This is a genomic window from Micromonospora antibiotica (assembly GCF_017599305.1).
Taxonomy (GTDB): domain Bacteria; phylum Actinomycetota; class Actinomycetes; order Mycobacteriales; family Micromonosporaceae; genus Micromonospora; species Micromonospora antibiotica.
Genome location: NZ_JAGFWR010000001.1, coordinates 124736 through 142410 on the forward strand (window position 1 = coordinate 124736; position 17675 = coordinate 142410).

Annotated in this window: 20 protein-coding genes, 1 tRNA gene and 2 pseudogenes; 20 read left to right on the forward strand and 3 right to left on the reverse strand. The window is 71.6% G+C overall.

Going from position 1 to position 17675, the window contains the following annotated elements:
• Positions 1 to 48: 48 nt before the first annotated feature.
• The 16 genes and pseudogenes from JQN83_RS00525 to JQN83_RS00595 all read left to right on the forward strand — a co-directional run bounded on the left by JQN83_RS00525 (position 49) and on the right by JQN83_RS00595 (position 10576).
• A complete protein-coding gene (locus tag JQN83_RS00525) occupies positions 49 to 483 on the forward strand; it encodes a helix-turn-helix domain-containing protein (protein ID WP_208565031.1) in 435 nt (144 codons plus the stop codon).
• A gap of 91 nt (positions 484 to 574) precedes the next feature.
• Positions 575 to 766 (forward strand): hypothetical protein, encoded by a 192-nt coding sequence (locus tag JQN83_RS00530; protein ID WP_208565032.1) that lies wholly within the window; start codon positions 575 to 577, stop codon positions 764 to 766.
• Positions 767 to 862: 96 nt separating this feature from the next.
• Complete coding sequence (locus JQN83_RS00535) at positions 863 to 1003, forward strand: hypothetical protein (protein WP_208565033.1); 141 nt, start codon at positions 863 to 865, stop codon at positions 1001 to 1003.
• Entirely contained in the window at positions 1000 to 1188 is a 189-nt protein-coding gene (locus JQN83_RS00540) for a hypothetical protein (protein WP_208565034.1), read from the forward strand. Before JQN83_RS00535 ends, JQN83_RS00540 begins: the two co-directional genes overlap by 4 nt.
• A gap of 107 nt (positions 1189 to 1295) precedes the next feature.
• Positions 1296 to 1496, forward strand: coding sequence for a hypothetical protein (locus JQN83_RS00545; RefSeq protein ID WP_208565035.1), 201 nt, complete (start codon positions 1296 to 1298; stop codon positions 1494 to 1496).
• A 98-nt stretch (positions 1497 to 1594) separates the two neighbouring features.
• Complete coding sequence (locus JQN83_RS00550; protein ID WP_208565036.1) at positions 1595 to 3823, forward strand: cell division protein FtsK; 2229 nt, start codon at positions 1595 to 1597, stop codon at positions 3821 to 3823.
• Between the two features lie 143 nt (positions 3824 to 3966).
• Positions 3967 to 4212, forward strand: coding sequence for a hypothetical protein (locus JQN83_RS00555; RefSeq protein WP_208565037.1), 246 nt, complete (start codon positions 3967 to 3969; stop codon positions 4210 to 4212).
• Positions 4209 to 4511, forward strand: a complete 303-nt coding sequence (locus JQN83_RS00560; RefSeq protein WP_208565038.1) for a hypothetical protein — start codon at positions 4209 to 4211, stop codon at positions 4509 to 4511. Before JQN83_RS00555 ends, JQN83_RS00560 begins: the two co-directional genes overlap by 4 nt.
• Positions 4508 to 5047 carry a MazG-like family protein gene (locus tag JQN83_RS32665; RefSeq protein WP_244251536.1) on the forward strand — a complete coding sequence of 180 codons (540 nt, stop codon included), beginning with the start codon at positions 4508 to 4510 and terminating at the stop codon, positions 5045 to 5047. The genes JQN83_RS00560 and JQN83_RS32665 overlap by 4 nt, the downstream gene beginning before the upstream one ends.
• The gene (locus JQN83_RS00570) at positions 5047 to 5319 is read left to right on the forward strand and encodes a hypothetical protein (RefSeq protein WP_208565039.1); all 273 of its coding nucleotides are present in this window, start codon (positions 5047 to 5049) and stop codon (positions 5317 to 5319) included. Before JQN83_RS32665 ends, JQN83_RS00570 begins: the two co-directional genes overlap by 1 nt.
• Positions 5320 to 5411: 92 nt before the next feature.
• Positions 5412 to 5600: pseudogene (locus tag JQN83_RS32670) on the forward strand (DUF2493 domain-containing protein); the annotation flags it as partial.
• 213 nt (positions 5601 to 5813) lie between these two features.
• Positions 5814 to 6695 (forward strand): bifunctional DNA primase/polymerase, encoded by an 882-nt coding sequence (locus JQN83_RS00575; protein WP_244251615.1) that lies wholly within the window; start codon positions 5814 to 5816, stop codon positions 6693 to 6695.
• Positions 6692 to 8272 (forward strand): YfjI family protein, encoded by a 1581-nt coding sequence (locus JQN83_RS00580; RefSeq protein WP_208565041.1) that lies wholly within the window; start codon positions 6692 to 6694, stop codon positions 8270 to 8272. The genes JQN83_RS00575 and JQN83_RS00580 overlap by 4 nt, the downstream gene beginning before the upstream one ends.
• A gap of 378 nt (positions 8273 to 8650) precedes the next feature.
• Positions 8651 to 8842: a hypothetical protein gene (locus JQN83_RS00585; RefSeq protein ID WP_208565042.1), complete on the forward strand. Its 192-nt coding sequence runs from the start codon at positions 8651 to 8653 to the stop codon at positions 8840 to 8842.
• 130 nt (positions 8843 to 8972) lie between these two features.
• Positions 8973 to 9176: a helix-turn-helix transcriptional regulator gene (locus JQN83_RS00590; RefSeq protein WP_208565043.1), complete on the forward strand. Its 204-nt coding sequence runs from the start codon at positions 8973 to 8975 to the stop codon at positions 9174 to 9176.
• Positions 9173 to 10576, forward strand: a complete 1404-nt coding sequence (locus JQN83_RS00595; protein WP_208565044.1) for a tyrosine-type recombinase/integrase — start codon at positions 9173 to 9175, stop codon at positions 10574 to 10576. Before JQN83_RS00590 ends, JQN83_RS00595 begins: the two co-directional genes overlap by 4 nt.
• Positions 10577 to 10755: 179 nt before the next feature.
• Here JQN83_RS00595 and JQN83_RS00600 read toward each other — a convergent pair.
• Positions 10756 to 10842: transfer RNA gene (locus tag JQN83_RS00600), tRNA-Ser, on the reverse strand.
• Between the two features lie 317 nt (positions 10843 to 11159).
• Between JQN83_RS00600 and JQN83_RS00605 the strand changes: the two genes are divergently transcribed.
• Positions 11160 to 12137: an NAD(P)H-quinone oxidoreductase gene (locus tag JQN83_RS00605; RefSeq protein WP_208565045.1), complete on the forward strand. Its 978-nt coding sequence runs from the start codon at positions 11160 to 11162 to the stop codon at positions 12135 to 12137.
• Between the two features lie 144 nt (positions 12138 to 12281).
• On the opposite strand, the gene soxR is transcribed toward JQN83_RS00605, so the two are convergent.
• A complete protein-coding gene (gene soxR, locus JQN83_RS00610) occupies positions 12282 to 12743 on the reverse strand; it encodes a redox-sensitive transcriptional activator SoxR (protein WP_208565046.1) in 462 nt (153 codons plus the stop codon).
• Positions 12744 to 12788: 45 nt separating this feature from the next.
• Between soxR and JQN83_RS00615 the strand changes: the two genes are divergently transcribed.
• Both JQN83_RS00615 and JQN83_RS00620 read left to right on the forward strand, forming a co-directional pair.
• Complete coding sequence (locus JQN83_RS00615; RefSeq protein ID WP_208565047.1) at positions 12789 to 13511, forward strand: thiamine pyrophosphate-binding protein; 723 nt, start codon at positions 12789 to 12791, stop codon at positions 13509 to 13511.
• A 2-nt stretch (positions 13512 to 13513) separates the two neighbouring features.
• Positions 13514 to 14412: pseudogene (locus tag JQN83_RS00620) on the forward strand (transketolase family protein).
• Positions 14413 to 14506: 94 nt separating this feature from the next.
• Here JQN83_RS00620 and JQN83_RS00625 read toward each other — a convergent pair.
• Positions 14507 to 15211: a glycosyltransferase family 2 protein gene (locus JQN83_RS00625; protein WP_208565048.1), complete on the reverse strand. Its 705-nt coding sequence runs from the start codon at positions 15209 to 15211 to the stop codon at positions 14507 to 14509.
• A 155-nt stretch (positions 15212 to 15366) separates the two neighbouring features.
• Here JQN83_RS00625 and JQN83_RS00630 point away from each other — a divergent pair, with 155 nt between their 5' ends.
• Positions 15367 to 17652, forward strand: coding sequence for a phospholipid carrier-dependent glycosyltransferase (locus JQN83_RS00630; RefSeq protein WP_208565049.1), 2286 nt, complete (start codon positions 15367 to 15369; stop codon positions 17650 to 17652).
• The last annotated feature ends 23 nt before the right edge of the window (positions 17653 to 17675 follow it).

The window sequence follows — 17675 nt, forward strand, 5'->3', positions numbered from 1 at the left end:
CCGCCGGCCCAACCCCCTCAACCCTTTCGGATCTCGGGAGAGACACCCATGTTCGCACCAGACCCCACCGGCATGCACGCCGCCGTGTTCGCGGCCGTGTTCGCCGCCCTCTACGCCGCTCACCAGGTCGCCGACCACTGGGTCCAAACCCAGCACCAAGCCGACTGCAAGGGTGAGCCCGGTTGGGCGGGTCGGCTCGCGTGCGCCGCACACGTCGCCACCTACACCCTGACCGCCGCCGTCGCCCTGACCACTCTGGCCCTCGCCACCGGGCTACGCCTGGACGGGTGGGGCGTCGCCGTTGGGCTGACGGTGTCGGCGGTGTCGCACTACATCGCCGACCGGCGCACCCCACTGCGCCGACTCGCCGTCGCGCTCGGGAAGGACCCGCACTGGCTGACCCGGGGCGGCGGCATGTACGCCCTCGACCAGTCCTGGCACATCGGGTTCCTGTTCATCGCCGCCCTGTTCTGCGCGGTCTGACCACCCCCGTCGGGCACCCGCCCATTACCGGGTGCCCGCGCGGGGGCCGCCAGACCGCCTGGCAGCCCGCGACCCGGAGGGAGCCCCGACCGTGGGCAAGAAATACCTGTTCAGCGAAGACAGCGACGGCCGCTCGCGTGAGGTCAAGGTCGACCCGAAGCACCTCGACCGGCAGACGCGCGACGAACGGGCCGCCGGCCGCCGGCCGACCGTCCTGGACGAAGACGAGCGCATCCGCTACGGACTGATCGCCCAGCAACTCAAGGGCAACACCAGCAAGTGACCCCGCCCGGCGGCACAGCCCCATTGGCCTGCAAACCAGTGCTGTGCCGCCGGCCCTACCCCTCAACCCGCATGGGATTTCGGGAGGACCACCAGTATGTCCGATCGACAGTTGCGCGAACACCACGACCGCATCGTTGCCCGCAACCGGGAAGCCCGCCTCGCCCAGCTGGCCGAAGCACAGCGCCAGGCCGCCGACCGCAACCGGGCCGCCGCCGAGAAGCGGAACACCCGATGAGCGGCGACCGGTTCGCCGACGCCTACGAGCGGTGGCGCGACCTCGACGCCACCGCCACCACCCTGGGCAGCAAGACCGCCCAGCAAGAGGCCGAGCGGCAGCGCAAGGCCCTGCACGACCGTCCGGAGGTCGACCGGGCGCGGCGGCAGCTCAACGGCCGCGCCGCACCCCGCGACCGCCGCTGACCCTTTCCCCCACCGCGCTCCGCTGGCCGTTTCTGCCGTCACCGGCTCATCACCCGGTGGCGGTAGTGGCTGCCAGACCGCCTGGCCGCCGGAAGGGACACCCCGACATGGGCAGCAAGAAGACCAACACCGCGTCCGGCACCGACCGGGTCGCCGTGCAGGCCGGACAGATCCACGGCCGCACCGACACCACCAAGCCCACCGCCCCTGCCGCCGACACCGCGCCGGGGCGCACGGACAACGTGCGGACCGGCAACGCCCGCGTCGGCCGACAGGCCGACGTCATCAACGGAGGTCTGAACCTCTGATCCCTGCCCGGCGGCGCGGCCTACGGCCTCGACAACCCGGCCGCGCCGCCGGCCCCCACCCGACCCGAACCAACGGATCTGTTGGAGGAACCCCCATCATGACGTCCCCCCACGATGACCCCCGATTCGACTGGCATGCAGCCGAAGCCGACCTGCACAACCCGGGCGGCCCGGATGCCGACGTGGTCGACCTGGACGCCGCCCGGTCCCGCCGGGCCAGCTCCGATGAACTGACCGACCCTGACTCTGATGTTGACCCGGGTGAGGGTGGCCCGGTGCTGGTGGACAGCATCGACGCGCAGCGCCGCCCGCGGTTTACCCTCGCGGGGTTTCGTGACGCGCAGCGTCGGCCGATCCTGCCGGGTTGGCTGCGGTCGCGTTCCGAGTTCGCCGGGAACCTGACGTGGGCTACTGGCCTGGCGGGGCACGGTGTGCTCTACCACGGGCTGCGGGTGCCGAAGTACGTCGGGAAGTTGGCCTTGCGTGCTCCGGCCGGGCTGGGTCGGGTGGCTGGCGGGTACGGGCGGTGGCTGTTCGACCTGGAAGGTGAGCCGGTGCGTCAAGCCGTGGTCCGCGCGGCCGTGACGAAACCGGAGGAAGCCAAGACGTACGAGACGCTGTCACGGCGTCGGGATCGGCGGGTGCGGTGGCGTGGCCTCACCGCCGTCCTGCTGGCGGTGCTGCTGGTCGCTGGTCTCGGTGTGCTGCTGCTCGCTTCGACCGTCGTGCAGGTCGTGGTGGTGGCGGTGGCGGTGGTGGTGTTCGGGGTGCTTGGTGCTCCGGCGGATCGGCCGTTGCTCGACACGGCGGTGGTGCGTGCCCCGGTGATGCCGCTGACCTCGGATGAGGTGGTGCGGGCACTGGCCGCGCTGAACATTCCCGGTATCAACCAGGCTCTGCGGCGGGGTGACACCGGCAAGCGGTGGTTCCCGGCCCCGATCACCCGGGAGAACGGCACCGGGTGGCGGGCGGATGTGGAGCTGCCGCGCGGGGTGACCGCGTCGGCGGTGGTGGAGAAGCGCGAAGAGTTGGCCGCCGCGCTCACCCGCCCTCTCGGGTGTGTGTGGCCCGAGGCCAACGCCGAGATCCACCCGGGCCGGCTGGTGCTGTTCGTCGCGGACAAGGACATGTCCCGGTCCAAGCAGAACCCGTGGCCGCTGCTCAAGTCCGGTGCGGTGGACCTGTTCAAGCCGTTCCCGTTCGGCACCGACCCGCGCGGCCGTGCGGTGACCCTCACCCTGATGTTCGCGTCGATGATCGTCGGGTCGATCCCGCGTATGGGCAAGACGTTCAGCCTGCGGCTGGCGATGCTCGGCGCGACGCTCGACCCCCGCGCGTGGGTCCTCGCGTTCGATCTCAAGGGCACCGGGGACCTGTCGCCGTTGGAGCCGGTCTGCCACCGCTACCGCGCCGGTGACGAAGACGACGACATCGCTTACGGCCTGGCCGCGATGCGTGAGGTCCGCACCGAGTTGCGGCGGCGCACGAAGGTGATCCGGGAACTCCCGCGTGACCTGTGCCCGGAGAACAAGGTCACTCCGGACCTGGCCAGCACGAAGCGTCTCGGGTTGCAGCCCATCGTGATCGGTGTCGATGAGTGTCAGGTGTGGTTCGAGCACGCCAAGTACGGCGACGAGTTCGAGGAAATCTGCACCGACCTGATCAAGCGTGGCCCCGCCGCCGGAATCACGCTGATCCTGGCCACGCAACGGCCGGACGCCAAGAGCCTGCCCACCGGCATCTCCGCGAACGCGGTGCTGCGGTTCTGCCTCAAGGTCATGGGTCACACCGAGAACGACATGGTCCTCGGCACGTCGATGCACAAGTCCGGCATCAAGGCCACCATGTTCAGCCGCCGGGACCGGGGCATCGGCTACCTCGCCGGGGAAGGCGACGACCCGACGATCACCCGCACCTTCTACATCGACGGACCGACCGCCGAGCAGGTCACCCGCCGGGCACGGGCACTGCGGGAGAAAGCCGGCACCCTTACCGGCCACGCCGCCGGGCAGTCCGTGGACACCACGGCGGTCCGCCGGGACACCCTGCTCGACGACATCGCCGCCATCATGTCCGACACCGAAGCGAAGCTGTGGTCCGAGGTGGTCTGCGACCGGCTGACCGGGCTACGCCCGGAGGTCTACACCGGGCTGACGCGGGAGCAGTTGACCGCCGCGCTCAAGCCCCACGGCGTGACCACCGGGCAGGTATGGGGCACCGACCCGGACACCGGCAAGGGAGCCAACCGGCGCGGCATCGACCGCGCCCACATCCTCACCGCGATCACCAAGCGTGACCGTGGGCAGGGTGGTCGGGCCGCCGGCTGACCGTCCGAATCGCCGCTAGGTCTAGCAGCCATGGCTGCTAGACCTAGCGGCACCACTAGCGCCCCATCTGAAACCTGATCAGCGCACTAGTCCCTAGCGGCGTTGGCCCTGCTCACCCTAGAAACGGCCTCAGGAGACGAATCGTGGTCACCCTCACCCTGCTAGCTAGCCTCACCACCGCCGGTTACGCAACGTGGTACCTGATCCTCTGCTACGCCTCCCCGTTCGGCCGCTGCCGACGCTGCAAGGGAGCCGGCCAGCGACCCGGGCTGATCATCCGACGCCTCATCCGCGAGTGCCGCCACTGCGCCGCCACCGGCAAACGCGTCCGCGTCGGCCGCCGCCTCATCGAACACATCCGCACCGAATACCGAGCCGGCAACCAATGACCCGCCGCGCCGGCCGCACCGGTCACACCGACTGGTGCGGCCGAGACCACCGCTGCGGACTCGGCGAACACCGCTCCGAAGAGATCGTGGTCGACCTGCCCGGCCACGGCCGCGCCGTCCTCGTCAGAGTCCGCACCGCCGCCGGCCGGGAACACGCCGAAGTCCGCGTGCGGGTCGCTCTCGCCCCGGCCGAGCTGCGCGCCCGCCGGCAGCTCCACGGACTGCTGACCGATCTACGGCACACCGTCACCCGGGCCGCCGTCGCCGGCCGCCCCCACCCATGGAAGGCCACCCCATGAACCCCACTGCCGCCGATTCCGGCGTGTTCGACGTCGCCGCCCTGGTCGCCACCCGGCTCGACGCCATCAACGGCCGCAGCCGCGAGGAAGCCGGGCTGCGCATCCTGAAAGTGACCGAGGAAGCCGGAGAGGCCGCCGCCGCGTGGATCGGCACCATCGGCCAGAACCCCCGCAAGGGCATCACCCACACCACCGCCGACGTCGCCGACGAACTGGCCGACGTGGTGTTGACCGCCCTGGTCGCTATCGCCAGCATCGACCACGACCCGCAACAGGTCATCGGCGCGTGCGTCGACAAGGTCACCGCACGACTCGACCACACCTACCCCCGGCCCACCCCACCGGCCGACATCGACTCCACGGTGGTCGACCCGGTCATGGTCGCCCACTACGGCGACCTGCTCCACGAAGCGGCCCACGGCGTCGACTGTGACTGCCGGCCGCAGGTACGCCGCCAGTTCACCCGCTACGTCGAAGCCCTGCTCTGCTGGCTCACCCGCGATGGGCGGTTGACCGGGCCGAACCGGGCCGGCTGATGGAGGCGTGGCTCACCGGTACCCCGGCCGAACTCGACACGGCGGTACAGGCGTTGACCGCCGCCGCGTACGTGTCGTTCGTCAGCGAGCGGCACCCGCTGGCCGGCGTGGACGCCGGCCACCACCGCATCTACCTGCGCCTCGCTGTCACCACCACCGCGCCCGTGCCCCGCCGGACCGGGCCGACAGCCAGCGGCGGCGCGTCCCTGATCGATCTCGACACCGCCCGCGCCGGCCGCCGGGGTAGCCACCGCCGGCAGCACACCCGCTGACCCCACCCACCCGGCGGCGGGTCGGGCGTTCATCGTCACGGTGGCCAGCGTCCGCGCGGCGCTGGCCACCCCATCGCCCGGAAGGAGGGTCGATGAGGGTTCTCGTCACCGGTTCCCGTACCTGGACCGACCGCGCCGCCATCGACCGCGTTCTCACCGCCCTGCACGACCGGTACGGACAGGCGTTGACCGTGCTGCACGGAGCTTGCCCGCGCGGGGCGGACGCCATCGCCCACACCTGGTGTACCCGACGTGGGGTGACGGTGGAGCGCTACCCCGCCGACTGGTCGGCCGGGCGGGCCGCCGGCCCCCGCCGTAACGCCGCCATGGTCGCCACCCGCCCCGACCTGGTCGTGGCGTTCATCCGTGACCGCTCACCCGGCGCGACCGGATGCGCAGCCCTCGCCGAACAAGCCGGCATCCCCGTCCTACGCAACCCCACCCCCGACACCATCGCCGCCCTGACCAGACCCACCGGACAGGAGAACCAACCCATGCCCGACCTGCTCACCGCCGCCCTGCGGTACGCCGCCCACGGGTGGCCGGTATTCATGCTCGGCCGCTCCAAACGGCCCGTAGCGAACTGCCCCGACTGCCCGAAGGTCAACGAAGACCCCACCCACGACCAGAACGCCTGCCCGTGCCTGACCTGCCACGGCTTCTACGCCGCCACCACCGACCCGGCACGGGTCACCGCGATTATCGATGCCGTGCCGCGCGGGCAACTCGCCCTGCGGACCGGGGCCGCGTCCGGGACGGTGGTCGTGGATGTAGACCCACGGCACGGTGGCCATCACAGCATGGCCGCGCTCATCGCCGAAGGACTGCTACCCCGCACCCGTTACGCCGTTACCGGGTCCGACGGGCTGCACCTGTACTACCGGCACCCCGGTACCCCGGTGATCTCCCGGCCGATGCCTGGTCGGCACGGCATCGACATCAAGGCCGATGGCGGCTATGTCGTGCTGCCGCCGAGCAGACACCCGCGCACCGGCCGCCCGTACCGGTGGGCTGACGGCGAACACGACCTGATTGAGATGGCCCCCGCCCTGCTCGACGCCTGCCAGGCCGCACCGACCCGCACCGTCAGCGACACGACCAGGCCGACCCGCACGCCCGGGGGCGGGGCCATCTCATCCCCTGACGCGCTGCTCGCCTCCATTCTGGCCACCGTTGCCGCGGCCCCCAAGGGACGCCACCGCGTGACCCTCTACGGCGCCGCCCGAGGGGTCGCCCGGATGGTCACCGCCGGAGCCATCAGCCACGCCGACGCGATTGCCGCTCTCACCGACACCGGTCGCGCCGCCCAGCAGACCGAACGCGAAATCCACAGTGCCATCACCGGCGGTTTCCGCGCCGAAGGAGTCGCCGCATGACCCCGTCTCGACTGCACCTCGTGACCGATCCGGACGACACCAATGCGCCACCGGGCGGTGGGCCGCTGTGGGATATGCCCGTGCCGCTGACCGGCGCGACCGCCCCCACACCGCCGTTCCCGCTCGACGTGTTCCCCGCGTGGCTCGGCGACATGGCGACCGGTGTCGCCCGGTTCACCGCCACCGACCCGGCGATGGCCGGCACCCTCGCTGTCGCTGTTCTGTCGGCGTGTGTGGGTGGCCGGTTGGAGGTGGAACCGGTGCCCGGGTGGCGGGAACCGACGAACATCTTCACCGCCGTCATCGCCGGCCCCGGCGAACGCAAGAGTCCCGTTCATCGGGCGATGACCGGACCCCTGTTCCTCGCACAGGCCACGCTTGCCGACGCGATCCGGCCGAGGATCGCTGAGGCCGCCGCGTTGCGGGACATCGCCGACCGGCAAGCCGAACAGGCCAAAGCCCAGGCCGCGAAAGCCACCGACCCCGGCAAACGCGACGACGCCGCCGCCGAAGCGGTGGCCGCCGCCATCGCCGCCGAAGCGATCACGGTCCCCGGGCTGCCGAAACTCATCACCGACGACGCCACCCCCGAAGCGCTCATCAGCCTGATGGCCGCCAACGGCGGACGCATGGCGATCATCAGCGATGAAGGCGGCATCTTCGACACCCTCGCCGGCCGCTACTCCGGTTCCCCGAACCTCGACCCCTACCTCAAAGGCCATGCCGGACAGCCGATGAGCAATGAACGCACCACCCGCGAGGGTGCCTCCATCGACAAGCCGGCCCTGACCGTGTGCGTGATGGCGCAACCGGTCGTGCTCCGGGCGTTCGGCGGGAACGCTGGCCTGGCCGGCCGTGGCTTGCCCGCCCGGTTCCTGTTCGCGTTGCCGGTGTCGATGGCCGGCTATCGGCCCGTGGACACGCCCCCGGTGCCCGAACCGGTGACCGCCGGCTACCAGCACCGGATACACGACCTGGCCGCCACGTTCGCCGAGTGGGAAGACCCCGCCGTGGTGGTACTCACCGAGGACGCCGGCCAGGTGCGCCGAGCCGCCGCCGAGCAGGTGGAAGCCCAGCTACGGCCCGGCGGAAGCCTGCACGACATGCGGGAGTGGGGCAACAAGCTCTCCGGCGCAACCCTGCGCCTGGCCGGACTGCTGCACGTCGCCCACCACCCCGCCGACGCCTGGCGACGCCCCATCGACGCCCAGCGGATGGCCGACGCCGTCAGACTCGCGGAGTTCTTCGCCGCCCACTACCGCGCCGCCATGGCCACCATCACCGCCGACGCCGCCACCGAAACCGCCCGCCGCACCCTCGCGATCATCACCGCGAAAGGCATGACCACCTTCACCCGCCGCGAACTACACCGCCGCTGCCACCGACAACTACCCCGCGCCGCCGACGTCACCGCCGTCCTCGACGTCCTCACCGCCCACGGCTGGGTCCGCACCACCGACACCGGCAGCTACGAAGTCCACCCCCGCGCCGCCGACCTCACCGCCGAGGGTGCCGACAGCGGTGACACGGTGACAACCCCGCCCGCCAGCCGCGTTTCCGCAGCTCACAACCCCTGAAACCCTGTCACCACCCCCCGGTGACAACCGGTGACAGCGGTGACAACCCCCGACCTGCTGTCACCGCTGTCACCACCTGTCACCACCACCCGGTGACAGCCCCAAACCCCACCCCACCAGCACAAACACCCGACCAATCCCCCAACTGTCACCGTGTCACCACCACCCGCCCCTCCCGGCCACACCCGGACCACCAACCCCGAACAGCACGCAGAACCGGCCCGCTGAGAGCCACACAGCCCATCCGCCCTATGCAGTACATCGGGATGCCCCGGATCTTGGCTCTATGGCGTTCTCAGCGGCCCGCCCAACGCCCTTCTGCCGCACCACACAACCGACCCTCCACACGCCGACCAGCACCGACCGGAAGGCGCTCCCATGTCCACCACACCACCCAATGACGACGCAACTCGCAAGGCTCAGGGCCTCATCGCGAATTACATCCGCGCTGCCAACGACGTCAACGACAAGTACAAAGCCCCGGAGGTCCGGGCCGCAGCAGTCGACTACATGGCCTGGCTCGAAAACGTGATCATGCGCGGAATCACGGCCATGACCGACAGCGATTAACCAGGCCGACCGGAAGGCGCTCACCGCTGCACAGCACACCCACTGAAACAGCCGGGGCACTCGATGACCGCCGCTCTCCGATGTTTCAGCGCATCTACCTCCACGCCACCCCGAGGGGGGATACCCGCCCATGACCACCGCCCGCCGTACACCCTCCGGAAACCTGCTCACCCTCGCCGAAGTCCTGGACGAACTGCGCGTACCCCGCTCGACCTTCTTTCGCTGGAAGGCCACCGGCCGCGCCCCCCGAACCATCAAGTACCCCAACGGCAGCCTCTACGTCCGCCGCCGCGACCTAGACAACTGGCTCAACGACCGCGAAGAGGCAGCATGAGCAGCACCTACGACGTACGAATCTGGACCATCCGCGAATATAAGGGACGCGACCGAAAGACCGGCAAGGATCGGAAGACCTATCGTGTCCGGTGGGAGGTAGCCGGCCGCGAATGTGGCGAGACATTCCAGACGCGGGCAATGGCGGAGAGCTTCCGATCGCGCCTTGTCGTGGCGCAGCGCGAGGGAACCGCGTTCGACAAGCCGAGTGGCCTACCCGAACCGATGGCGCGAGAGCTGAATAGCCGGACGTGGTACGAACTCTCCGTGGCGTTCGTGGACATGAAATGGGCACGGGCCGCAGCGACCCAGCGAAAGAGCATCGCCGACGCACTCACGACCGTCACCCCGGCATTCCTAGGCGACTCTCGCGGAGCGCCTTCCGGGGAAGACATTAGGCGGGCACTGTATGCGTGGGCGTTCAACAAGTCGCAACGCGAGGCCGACCCGCCGGCCGACCTCGCGCCCGTGGTCAAATGGCTCAAGACCAACACGTTGCCGCTGACCGAGGTTGCGAACGCCGCCACAATTCGGAAAGCACTCGATTTGCTGGCGACCCGCCTCGACGGCGGCCCGGCCGCCGCCAACACAGTTGCGCGCAAGCGGGCCATTCTGTACGGCGCACTCAAGTACGCGGTAGAGCTGCGATACCTCGACGCGCATCCGATGGACTTCGTCCAGTGGCGTGCCCCGAAGAACGAAGAGAAGATTGATCGAAAGGTCGTACCGAACCCGCAGCAAGCACGCTCGCTGTTGGCCGCAGTGCGCGACAAAGACCCCGCACTAGAGGGTTTCTTCGCGTGCATGTATTTCGCGGCGCTGCGTCCCTCAGAGGTGATGCATCTGAGGAACGACGAGTGCGAGCTACCCGAAGAGGGCTGGGGATGGCTGCACCTTAGCGGCTCGACCCAGCACGTCGGCGAGGAATGGAGCGACAGCGGGGAAATGCGCGAGGATCGTGAGTTGAAGCACCGCGCGAAGAGGTCGACGCGTGATGTGCCGGCCTGCCCCGAACTCGTCCACATTTTGCGACACCATCGGCAGGAGTACGGCAAGCCTGGCGGCCGAATGTTCAACGCGCCAGGGGCGCGGCCTGGCCCCGTGTCGAAAAGCACCTACCTGAGAGCGTGGCGGCAGGCACGCGGCAAGGCGCTCACCCCCGCGCAGCAGCGGTCCGTGCTGGCTCGGGTGCCGTATCACCTGCGGCATGCCGCAGTGTCGCTCTGGCTCAATGCTGGTGTGCCGGCAACGCAGGTCGCCGAGTGGGCCGGGCACAGCGTGCACGTGCTGCTCAAGGTCTACGCGTCGTGCATCGACGGGCAGGACGAAGCAGCTCGTAAGCGCATCGAGGGAGCACTAGGTACGCCTGAGCCTGACGAAGTCTCCGAGACGGACGGGTGACGAAAGCCGCCAGGCGGGAAGCGTCACCGAGGCTGGCGGCAAACTTTGCCACCCATTTGCCGCGACCAGTGAGTCCCGGTGGCCCGGAGCAGGACGAAGTGAGACCGACTCACCAACGACAGATGCGCCCCCTGACCAGCGTTCTCGCTGGTCAGGGGGCGTTTTTGCTGTCCAGGGAGCGGAGGGTGTGGGATTCGAACCCACGAAGACATCGCTGCCTTACCGGTTTTCAAGACCAGCGCCATCGGCCACTAGGCGAACCCTCCCGAACCGCCACCCGGGGGTGCGCGGCCTGTGCCTAGTCTGCCACGAACCGCGTCCGGACGAGCCGGCCCACCACCGTCGGGCGCGGTCCGGCGTACCGGAAAGGGGTCCTTGATCCATGGCATGACCAGCGTGACCTCACCCGGTCGGTCCACTGTGGCCGAATTTCCGGCCGTCCTGGGCGAGCGGTGGCCCGCCCGGGACGACGGCCGGTGGATATTGCCGGCCGGACCTGCCCACATGGCGCTTGTCGACAGACAAGCGTGGTTCCCGTCCCGGATCGGGTAAGACTGCGGCCCGGATCGGGTAAGACTGGGCCATGCACGCGATCACGATCCCGGAACCCGGTGGACCCGACGCGCTCGTCTGGGCGGAGGTGCCCGACCCGGAGCCCGGTGCGGGTGAGGTGGTCGTCGAGGTGACCGCCAGCGCGGTGAACCGGGCCGATCTGCTCCAGCGGCAGGGGCAGTATCCGCCACCGCCGGGTGCGCCCGCGTACCCCGGATTGGAGTGTTCGGGGGTTGTCGGCGCGCTCGGTGCGGGGGTGACCGGCTGGGCGGTGGGTCAGCCGGTGTGCGCGCTGCTGGCCGGCGGCGGGTACGCCGAGCGGGTGGCCGTGCCGGCCGGGCAGCTGCTGCCGGTGCCGGCCGGCGTCGACCCGGTCGACGCCGCCGCGCTGCCCGAGGTGGCCTGTACGGTCTGGTCGAACCTGGTCCGGGTGGCTCACCTCGGCAAGGGCGAGACGCTGCTGGTGCACGGCGGCGGGAGCGGGATCGGCACGTTCGCGGTGCAGTTCGGCGCGGCGCTGGGCGCGACCGTGGTGGCCACCGCCCGGTCGACCAAGCACGACCGGTTGCGGGAGTTGGGTGCCGCGCACACCGTCGACTACCGGGAGCAGGATTTCGTCGAGGAGGTCCGGCGGGTCACCGACGGACGGGGCGCGGACGTGATCCTCGACATCATGGGTGCCTCCTATCTGGGCCGGAACGTGGCGACGCTGGCCGACGGCGGCCGGCTGGTGGTGATCGGCATGCAGGGCGGGCGCAAGGCGGAGCTGGACCTGGGCGCGCTGCTGGCGAAGCGGGCGTCGGTGGCGGCCACCGCGTTGCGGTCCCGTCCGCTGGCCGACAAGGCGGACATCGTCCGGGGCGTCCGGGAGCAGGTGTGGCCGCTGGTGGAGTCCGGCGCGGTCCGGCCGATCGTGGACCGGCGGCTGCCGATGCGCGACGCCGCGCAGGCGCACCGGCTGGTCGAGTCGAGCGACCACGTGGGCAAGGTGCTGCTCACCACCGGGTGACGGCCCGGCCGGACCACGGCGGCAGGAGCGCCGCACGGCCCCGGACCAGGCGCCGGCGGCACGGCCCACGCCAGGCGGGGGTACGGGGGTTACGGCTGGTCGGTCGGCTCAGGCCGGCAGCGCAGCCCAGAGCCCGGGGAGCGTTCAGGCCGGCGGGGGCGGGCCGTCGCGGCGGGGCAGCACCAGGCGGGCGCCGGGGCCCTCGCCGGCCAGCGTGTCGCCCGGGTTGTAGAGGGTGCAGCGCTGCAGCGACAGGCAACCGCAGCCGATGCAGCCGTCCAGGTCGTCGCGGAGCTTGCCGAGCAGCTTGATCCGCTCGTCCAGCCGCTCCCGCCAGGTGCGGGAGAGGGCGGCCCAGTCGTCCGGGCTGGGGGCGCGGGACGAGGGCAGCGAGTCCAGCGCGGTCCGGATCTCCTCCAGCGAGATGCCGACCTGCTGGGAGATCCGGATGAACGCCACCCGACGCAGCTCGGTGCGGGCGTAGCGACGTTGGTTGCCGCCGGTGCGCTCGGCGTGGATCAGCCCGAGGCGTTCGTAGTAGCGCAGCGCCGACTGGGCCACCCCGCTGCGCGCGGAGAGCTGCCCGATGGTGAGTGACTCGTGCATCACGGCCCTTGAGTTGAAGTCAACTTCAGGTTGCACACTAGCCACATGACCACACCGACCGCAACCCGCCCGTGGGGCCGCACCCTCCCCGCCCCGGTCGTCGCGCCGCTGGAACGCATCCGCGCCGGCAACGCCTACGACGACAACGTTTACTCCACCGTCGACGTGCACTGGGTGCTCTACGACCGGGTCCTGCGGGTCACCCCGGCCACCGTCGACGACCCGGACCGGGACCGCTTCCTGCTCTCCAAGGGGCACGCCGTGGCCGGCTACTACGCCGTACTCGCCGCCAAGGGGTTCATCCCCGTCGACTGGCTCGACGACGCGGGCGGGCCCGACAGCCGCCTCGGCGGCCACCCCGACCGCACCCTCGTCCCCGGCGTCGAGATCGGCTCCGGCTCCCTCGGCCACGGCCTCGGACTGGGCGTCGGCACCGCGCTCGGCCTACGCGCCCAGGGCCGCACCACCCCCCGGGTGTACGTCCTGCTCGGCGACGCCGAACTCGACGAGGGCTCCAACCACGAGGCGATCGCGTACGCCGGGGCCACCGGCCTGGCCGGGCTCACCGCGATCGTGGTCGACAACGCGTCGGCCAGTCACGGCTGGCCGGGCGGGGTGGCCACCCGGTTCACCGTCAACGGCTGGACCGCCGCCACCGTCGACGGGCACGACCACGACGCCCTGCACGCCGCCCTCACCGGCCACGACGGCCACCGCCCGCACGTCGTCGTCGCGGTCGACGGACCGACCCCGGGGAGCCGGTCATGACCATGCGGGACACCTTCGTCGCCAGCGCCACCCGGTTCCTCGACGACCCCGGACCACGATCGTGCTGGCCGACATCTCCGCCGACGCCTTCGCCGAAGCGGGCCGACGGTACCCGGACCGGGTGGTCAACGTGGGCATCCGGGAACAGTTGATGGTCGGGGTGGCCGGTGGGCTCGCCCTCGCCGGGCAGCGCCCGATCGTGCACAGCTACGCCCCGTTCCTCGTCGAGCGGGCGTACGAGCAGATCAAGCTGGACCTCGACCACCAGGGCGTCGGTGCGGTGCTGGTCAGCATCGGCGCGTCGTACGACCGGGCGGAGGCCGGCCGGACGCACCTCGCCCCGGCCGACGTCGCCCTGATCGACACCCTCGACGGCTGGACCGTGCACGTGCCCGGTCACCCCGACGAGGTCCCCGACCTGCTGCGCGACGCGGTCTGCGGGCAGCACTCGACCTACCTGCGGCTGTCGCTGCGCAGCAACAGGCGGGCGTACCCGCAGGCGGGTGGGTTGCAGGTGGTGCGCGACGCCGGGCCGGGCGCGGCGCTGCTGGTGGCGGTCGGTCCGGTGCTCGACGCCGCGCTCGCCGCGGTGGCCGGGCTACCGGTGACGGTCGCCTACACGCACCGGCCCCGGCCGTTCGACGTGACCGGGCTACGGGCCCTGGCCGGCGGCGAGGTGATCGTGGTGGAGCCCTACCTGGCCGGCACCTCGACGCGGGTGGTTGCGGAGGCGTTGGCGGACCGGCCGCACCGGCTGCTCAGCCTCGGCGTGGGCCGGGCGGAGCTGCGGCGCTACGGCACCGCCGAGGATCACGACCGGTGGCACGGCCTCGACCCGGCCGGGCTGCGCCGGGCGATCGGCGACTTCCTGGCGGCGGGCCACCACACCGGCCCTTCCTGACGACCGGGCGGCCTCCGACACCCCGACCGGAGGGGACACCCGACCGGAGGCCACGCCGGCCGACCGGAGGCCACGGCGGGCCCGGCCGTCGCGCTCAGCGGGATACGCGCGACGGCCGGGAACGGGTGCGTTCCCGGCCGAGGATCCAGATCGCCTCGACGCCGTCCTTCCAGGTGATCTTCTTGCCCTCCTCGCGCCCGCGCGCCCGGTAGCTGATCGGGACCTCGTACGGGCGGATGCGACGGCGCAGGAGCTTGCCGGTCACCTCCGCCTCCATCCCGAACCCCCGGGACCGGATGCCCAGCGACCGGTACAGCTCGACCGGCATCAGCTTGAAACAGGTCTCCAGGTCGCCGATGTAGGAGTTGAACAGGACGTTCGCCGCCATCGTGACGCCCTTGTTGCCCATCACGTACCAGAAGCTGTAGGCGCTGTGACTGCCGAAGGTGCGGTTGCCGTAGACCACGGTGGCCCGCCCGTCGAGCACCGGGGCGAGCAGCCGGGGGATGTCCTGCGGGTCGTACTCCAGATCGGCGTCGAGGATGACCATGTACTCACCCTCGGCGCTGTCCACGGCCGTCTTGATCGCCGCGCCCTTGCCCGCGTTACGGGAGTGGGTGATCACCCGCAGCCGCGCGTCGTCCGCCCGGCCGAGGATCTCCCCGGTGCCGTCCCGGCTGCCGTCGTCGACCACGACCAGCTCGATCTCGCACGGATAATCGACCGCCAATGCCTGCTTGAGGGCATCCGCGATGCGTTCTTCCTCGTTGTAGACCGGCATGAGGATCGAGAGCTTCACGGGAATCTCCACGGTGGCGACAGTGAGTCGGGCCTAGCCTAGCCTGGCAGATCGGCCCCGCGAGGGTCGCCACCGCAGCGGCGGGTTTCCGTCATCCGTGGCCACCGTACCGGCCGGCACCCGGTCTTTCAGCGCAATGGTGTTTACTTCCGCCCATGTCGGCAGCCGGCTGGATGCTCGTGGCGGCCCCCGTCGCCTCGCTCGTGGTGCTCTCCGCTCTGCTGCGGCCCCGGGCCGCCGGGGTTGTCGCCCCGCACCGCCTCGGCGTCGTCCGGGCCGCCCTGCTCACCGGCGTCTTCGCCGTGCTGACCGTGGAGGTGCTCGGCGCCCTCGACGCGCTCACCCTGCCCGCCTTCGCCCTGGCCTGGCTGCTCTTCGTCGCCGGGGTGGCGGTCGCTGCGGCGACCCACCGACGGTCCGGGCGGGATGCCGGCCGGCCCGGCACCACCGCCACCCGGACCCGCCGGGCGGTGCTGGTCGGCTCGGCAGTGGGCGGCCCGACGGCACAGGGTCCGGGCGGGGACGGGCCGGGGGCGGACGACCTCACCGGGGACCCGGCCGCCGGCACCCGCGCGGAACTGCCGAGCACCGCCGGGCGCGGCGTCGCGGCGGTGCTGTCCGACTGGGCGGGCCGACTGACCCACCTGCGGCGTACGGCGACCCGGGGCGAGCGGCTGCTCGCCGGCGGGGTGCTCGCGATGGTGTCGATCGAGCTGGTGGTGGCGCTGCTGGCCGAGCCCAACAACTTCGACTCGCAGACCTACCACCTGCCGAAGGTGGAGCACTGGGTGGCCCAGGGCAGCCTGGAGTTCTGGCCCACCGCCATCCACCGGCAGGTGACCATCCCGCCCGGCGCGGAGTATCTGCTGCTGCACCTGCGCCTGTTCACCGGCGGGGACGCCCTGCACAACCTGGTGCAGTGGGCCGCCGGGATCGGCTGCCTGCTGGCGGCCACCCGGATCACCGCCCAGCTCGGCGGCGGTCGGCGGGCCCAACTACTCACCGCGTTCCTGCTCGCCACCACGCCGATGGTGGCCCTCCAGGCGTCCAGCACCCAGACCGACCTGGTGGCCGCCGCCTGGGCCGCCTGCGCCGCCACCCTGGTGCTGGACGGCCTGCGCCGCCGGGCCGACCTGACCGCCGCGCTGGCGCTGGGCGCGGCCACCGGCCTGACCGCGCTGACCAAGACCAGCGGGCTGATCGCCGTCGGTCCCCTGCTGCTGCTCTGGGGGCTGGCCCAGCTCCGCCTCGCCGGAGGCGGCACCGGTCACTCCGCCGGGGCCGGCACCGACCGGACCGGCCGGGCGGTCGACGGTGTCGGGTCGGATCCGGCGACCCGGGCGGCCGACCGGCCGGCACCCACCGGGACCCGGCAGGTGGCCCGGACGGTGGGCGGTTCGCTGCTGGTGCTGCTGGTAGCGGCGACCGTGGTGGGGCCGTTCCTGGCCCGGGAGACCGCCGAGTTCGGCCACCCGTTGGGGCCGCCACGACTGCGCGAGTCCATCCCGATGGAACGGCACGACCCGACGTCCGTGCTGGTCAACGCGCTGCGGATCGGGCACACCGCGTTCGACACCCCGCTCGCCCCGCTGCGCGCCGGCACCGCCGGGGCGATCACGGCCGGCTCCCGCGCCATCGGTGTCGACCCGCAGGACCGGGCCATCACCTTCGGCCGGGAGGTCTTCCCGGTGCCCTCCTGGTATCCCGACGAGGACCGGGTGGCCTTCCCGCTGGCCGGGTCGCTGGCGCTGCTCGGGGCGCTCTTCGCGCTGGCCCGCCCCCGCCGGGTCAGCCCCGGCCGACCGGGGACACTGCGGGCGTACGCGGCCGTGGTGGTGCTCGCGGTGGTTCTGCACACCGCGATGATCAAGTGGCAGCCGTGGGGGAACCGGCTGCTGCTGTACGCGCTGGTGCTGGCCGTACCGCTGGCCGGGCTCTGGGTGGACGCGGTGCTGCGGCGGCGGCCCGGGGCGGGACGACGGTCGGTGGCCGCCGGGCTGGTGGTGACCGTGCTGGCCACCTCCGCGTTGGCCGGCATGCTGGCCCTGTCGTACGGCTTCCCGCGCCGGCTGGTCGGTGCCGGCTCGGTCTTCACCACCTCGGAGTGGGACACCCGGTTCCTGCGCCGGCCACAGTGGGCCGACGAGTTCCGGTGGGCCGCCTCGGCGGTGCGGGCGAGTGACGCCCGACGGATCGGCCTGGTGCAGCAGAACGACAACTGGGAGTACCCCTGGTGGTTGCTGCTGCGCGGCGACGACGGCCGCTCGCCCGAGCTGGTGGCGTTGCAGTCGGTGCTGCCGGACCGGCCGCCGGCCGACCCCCCCTCGGTCGACGCGATCGTCTGCACCGGCCCCCGCACGGAGTGCGCCCGGCTGGTCCCGGCGGGTTGGACGATCGAGTACCGCGACCACGTCGGCTACGCGCTGCCCCCGCCCCGCTGAGCGCGATCCGACCGCCGGCAGCG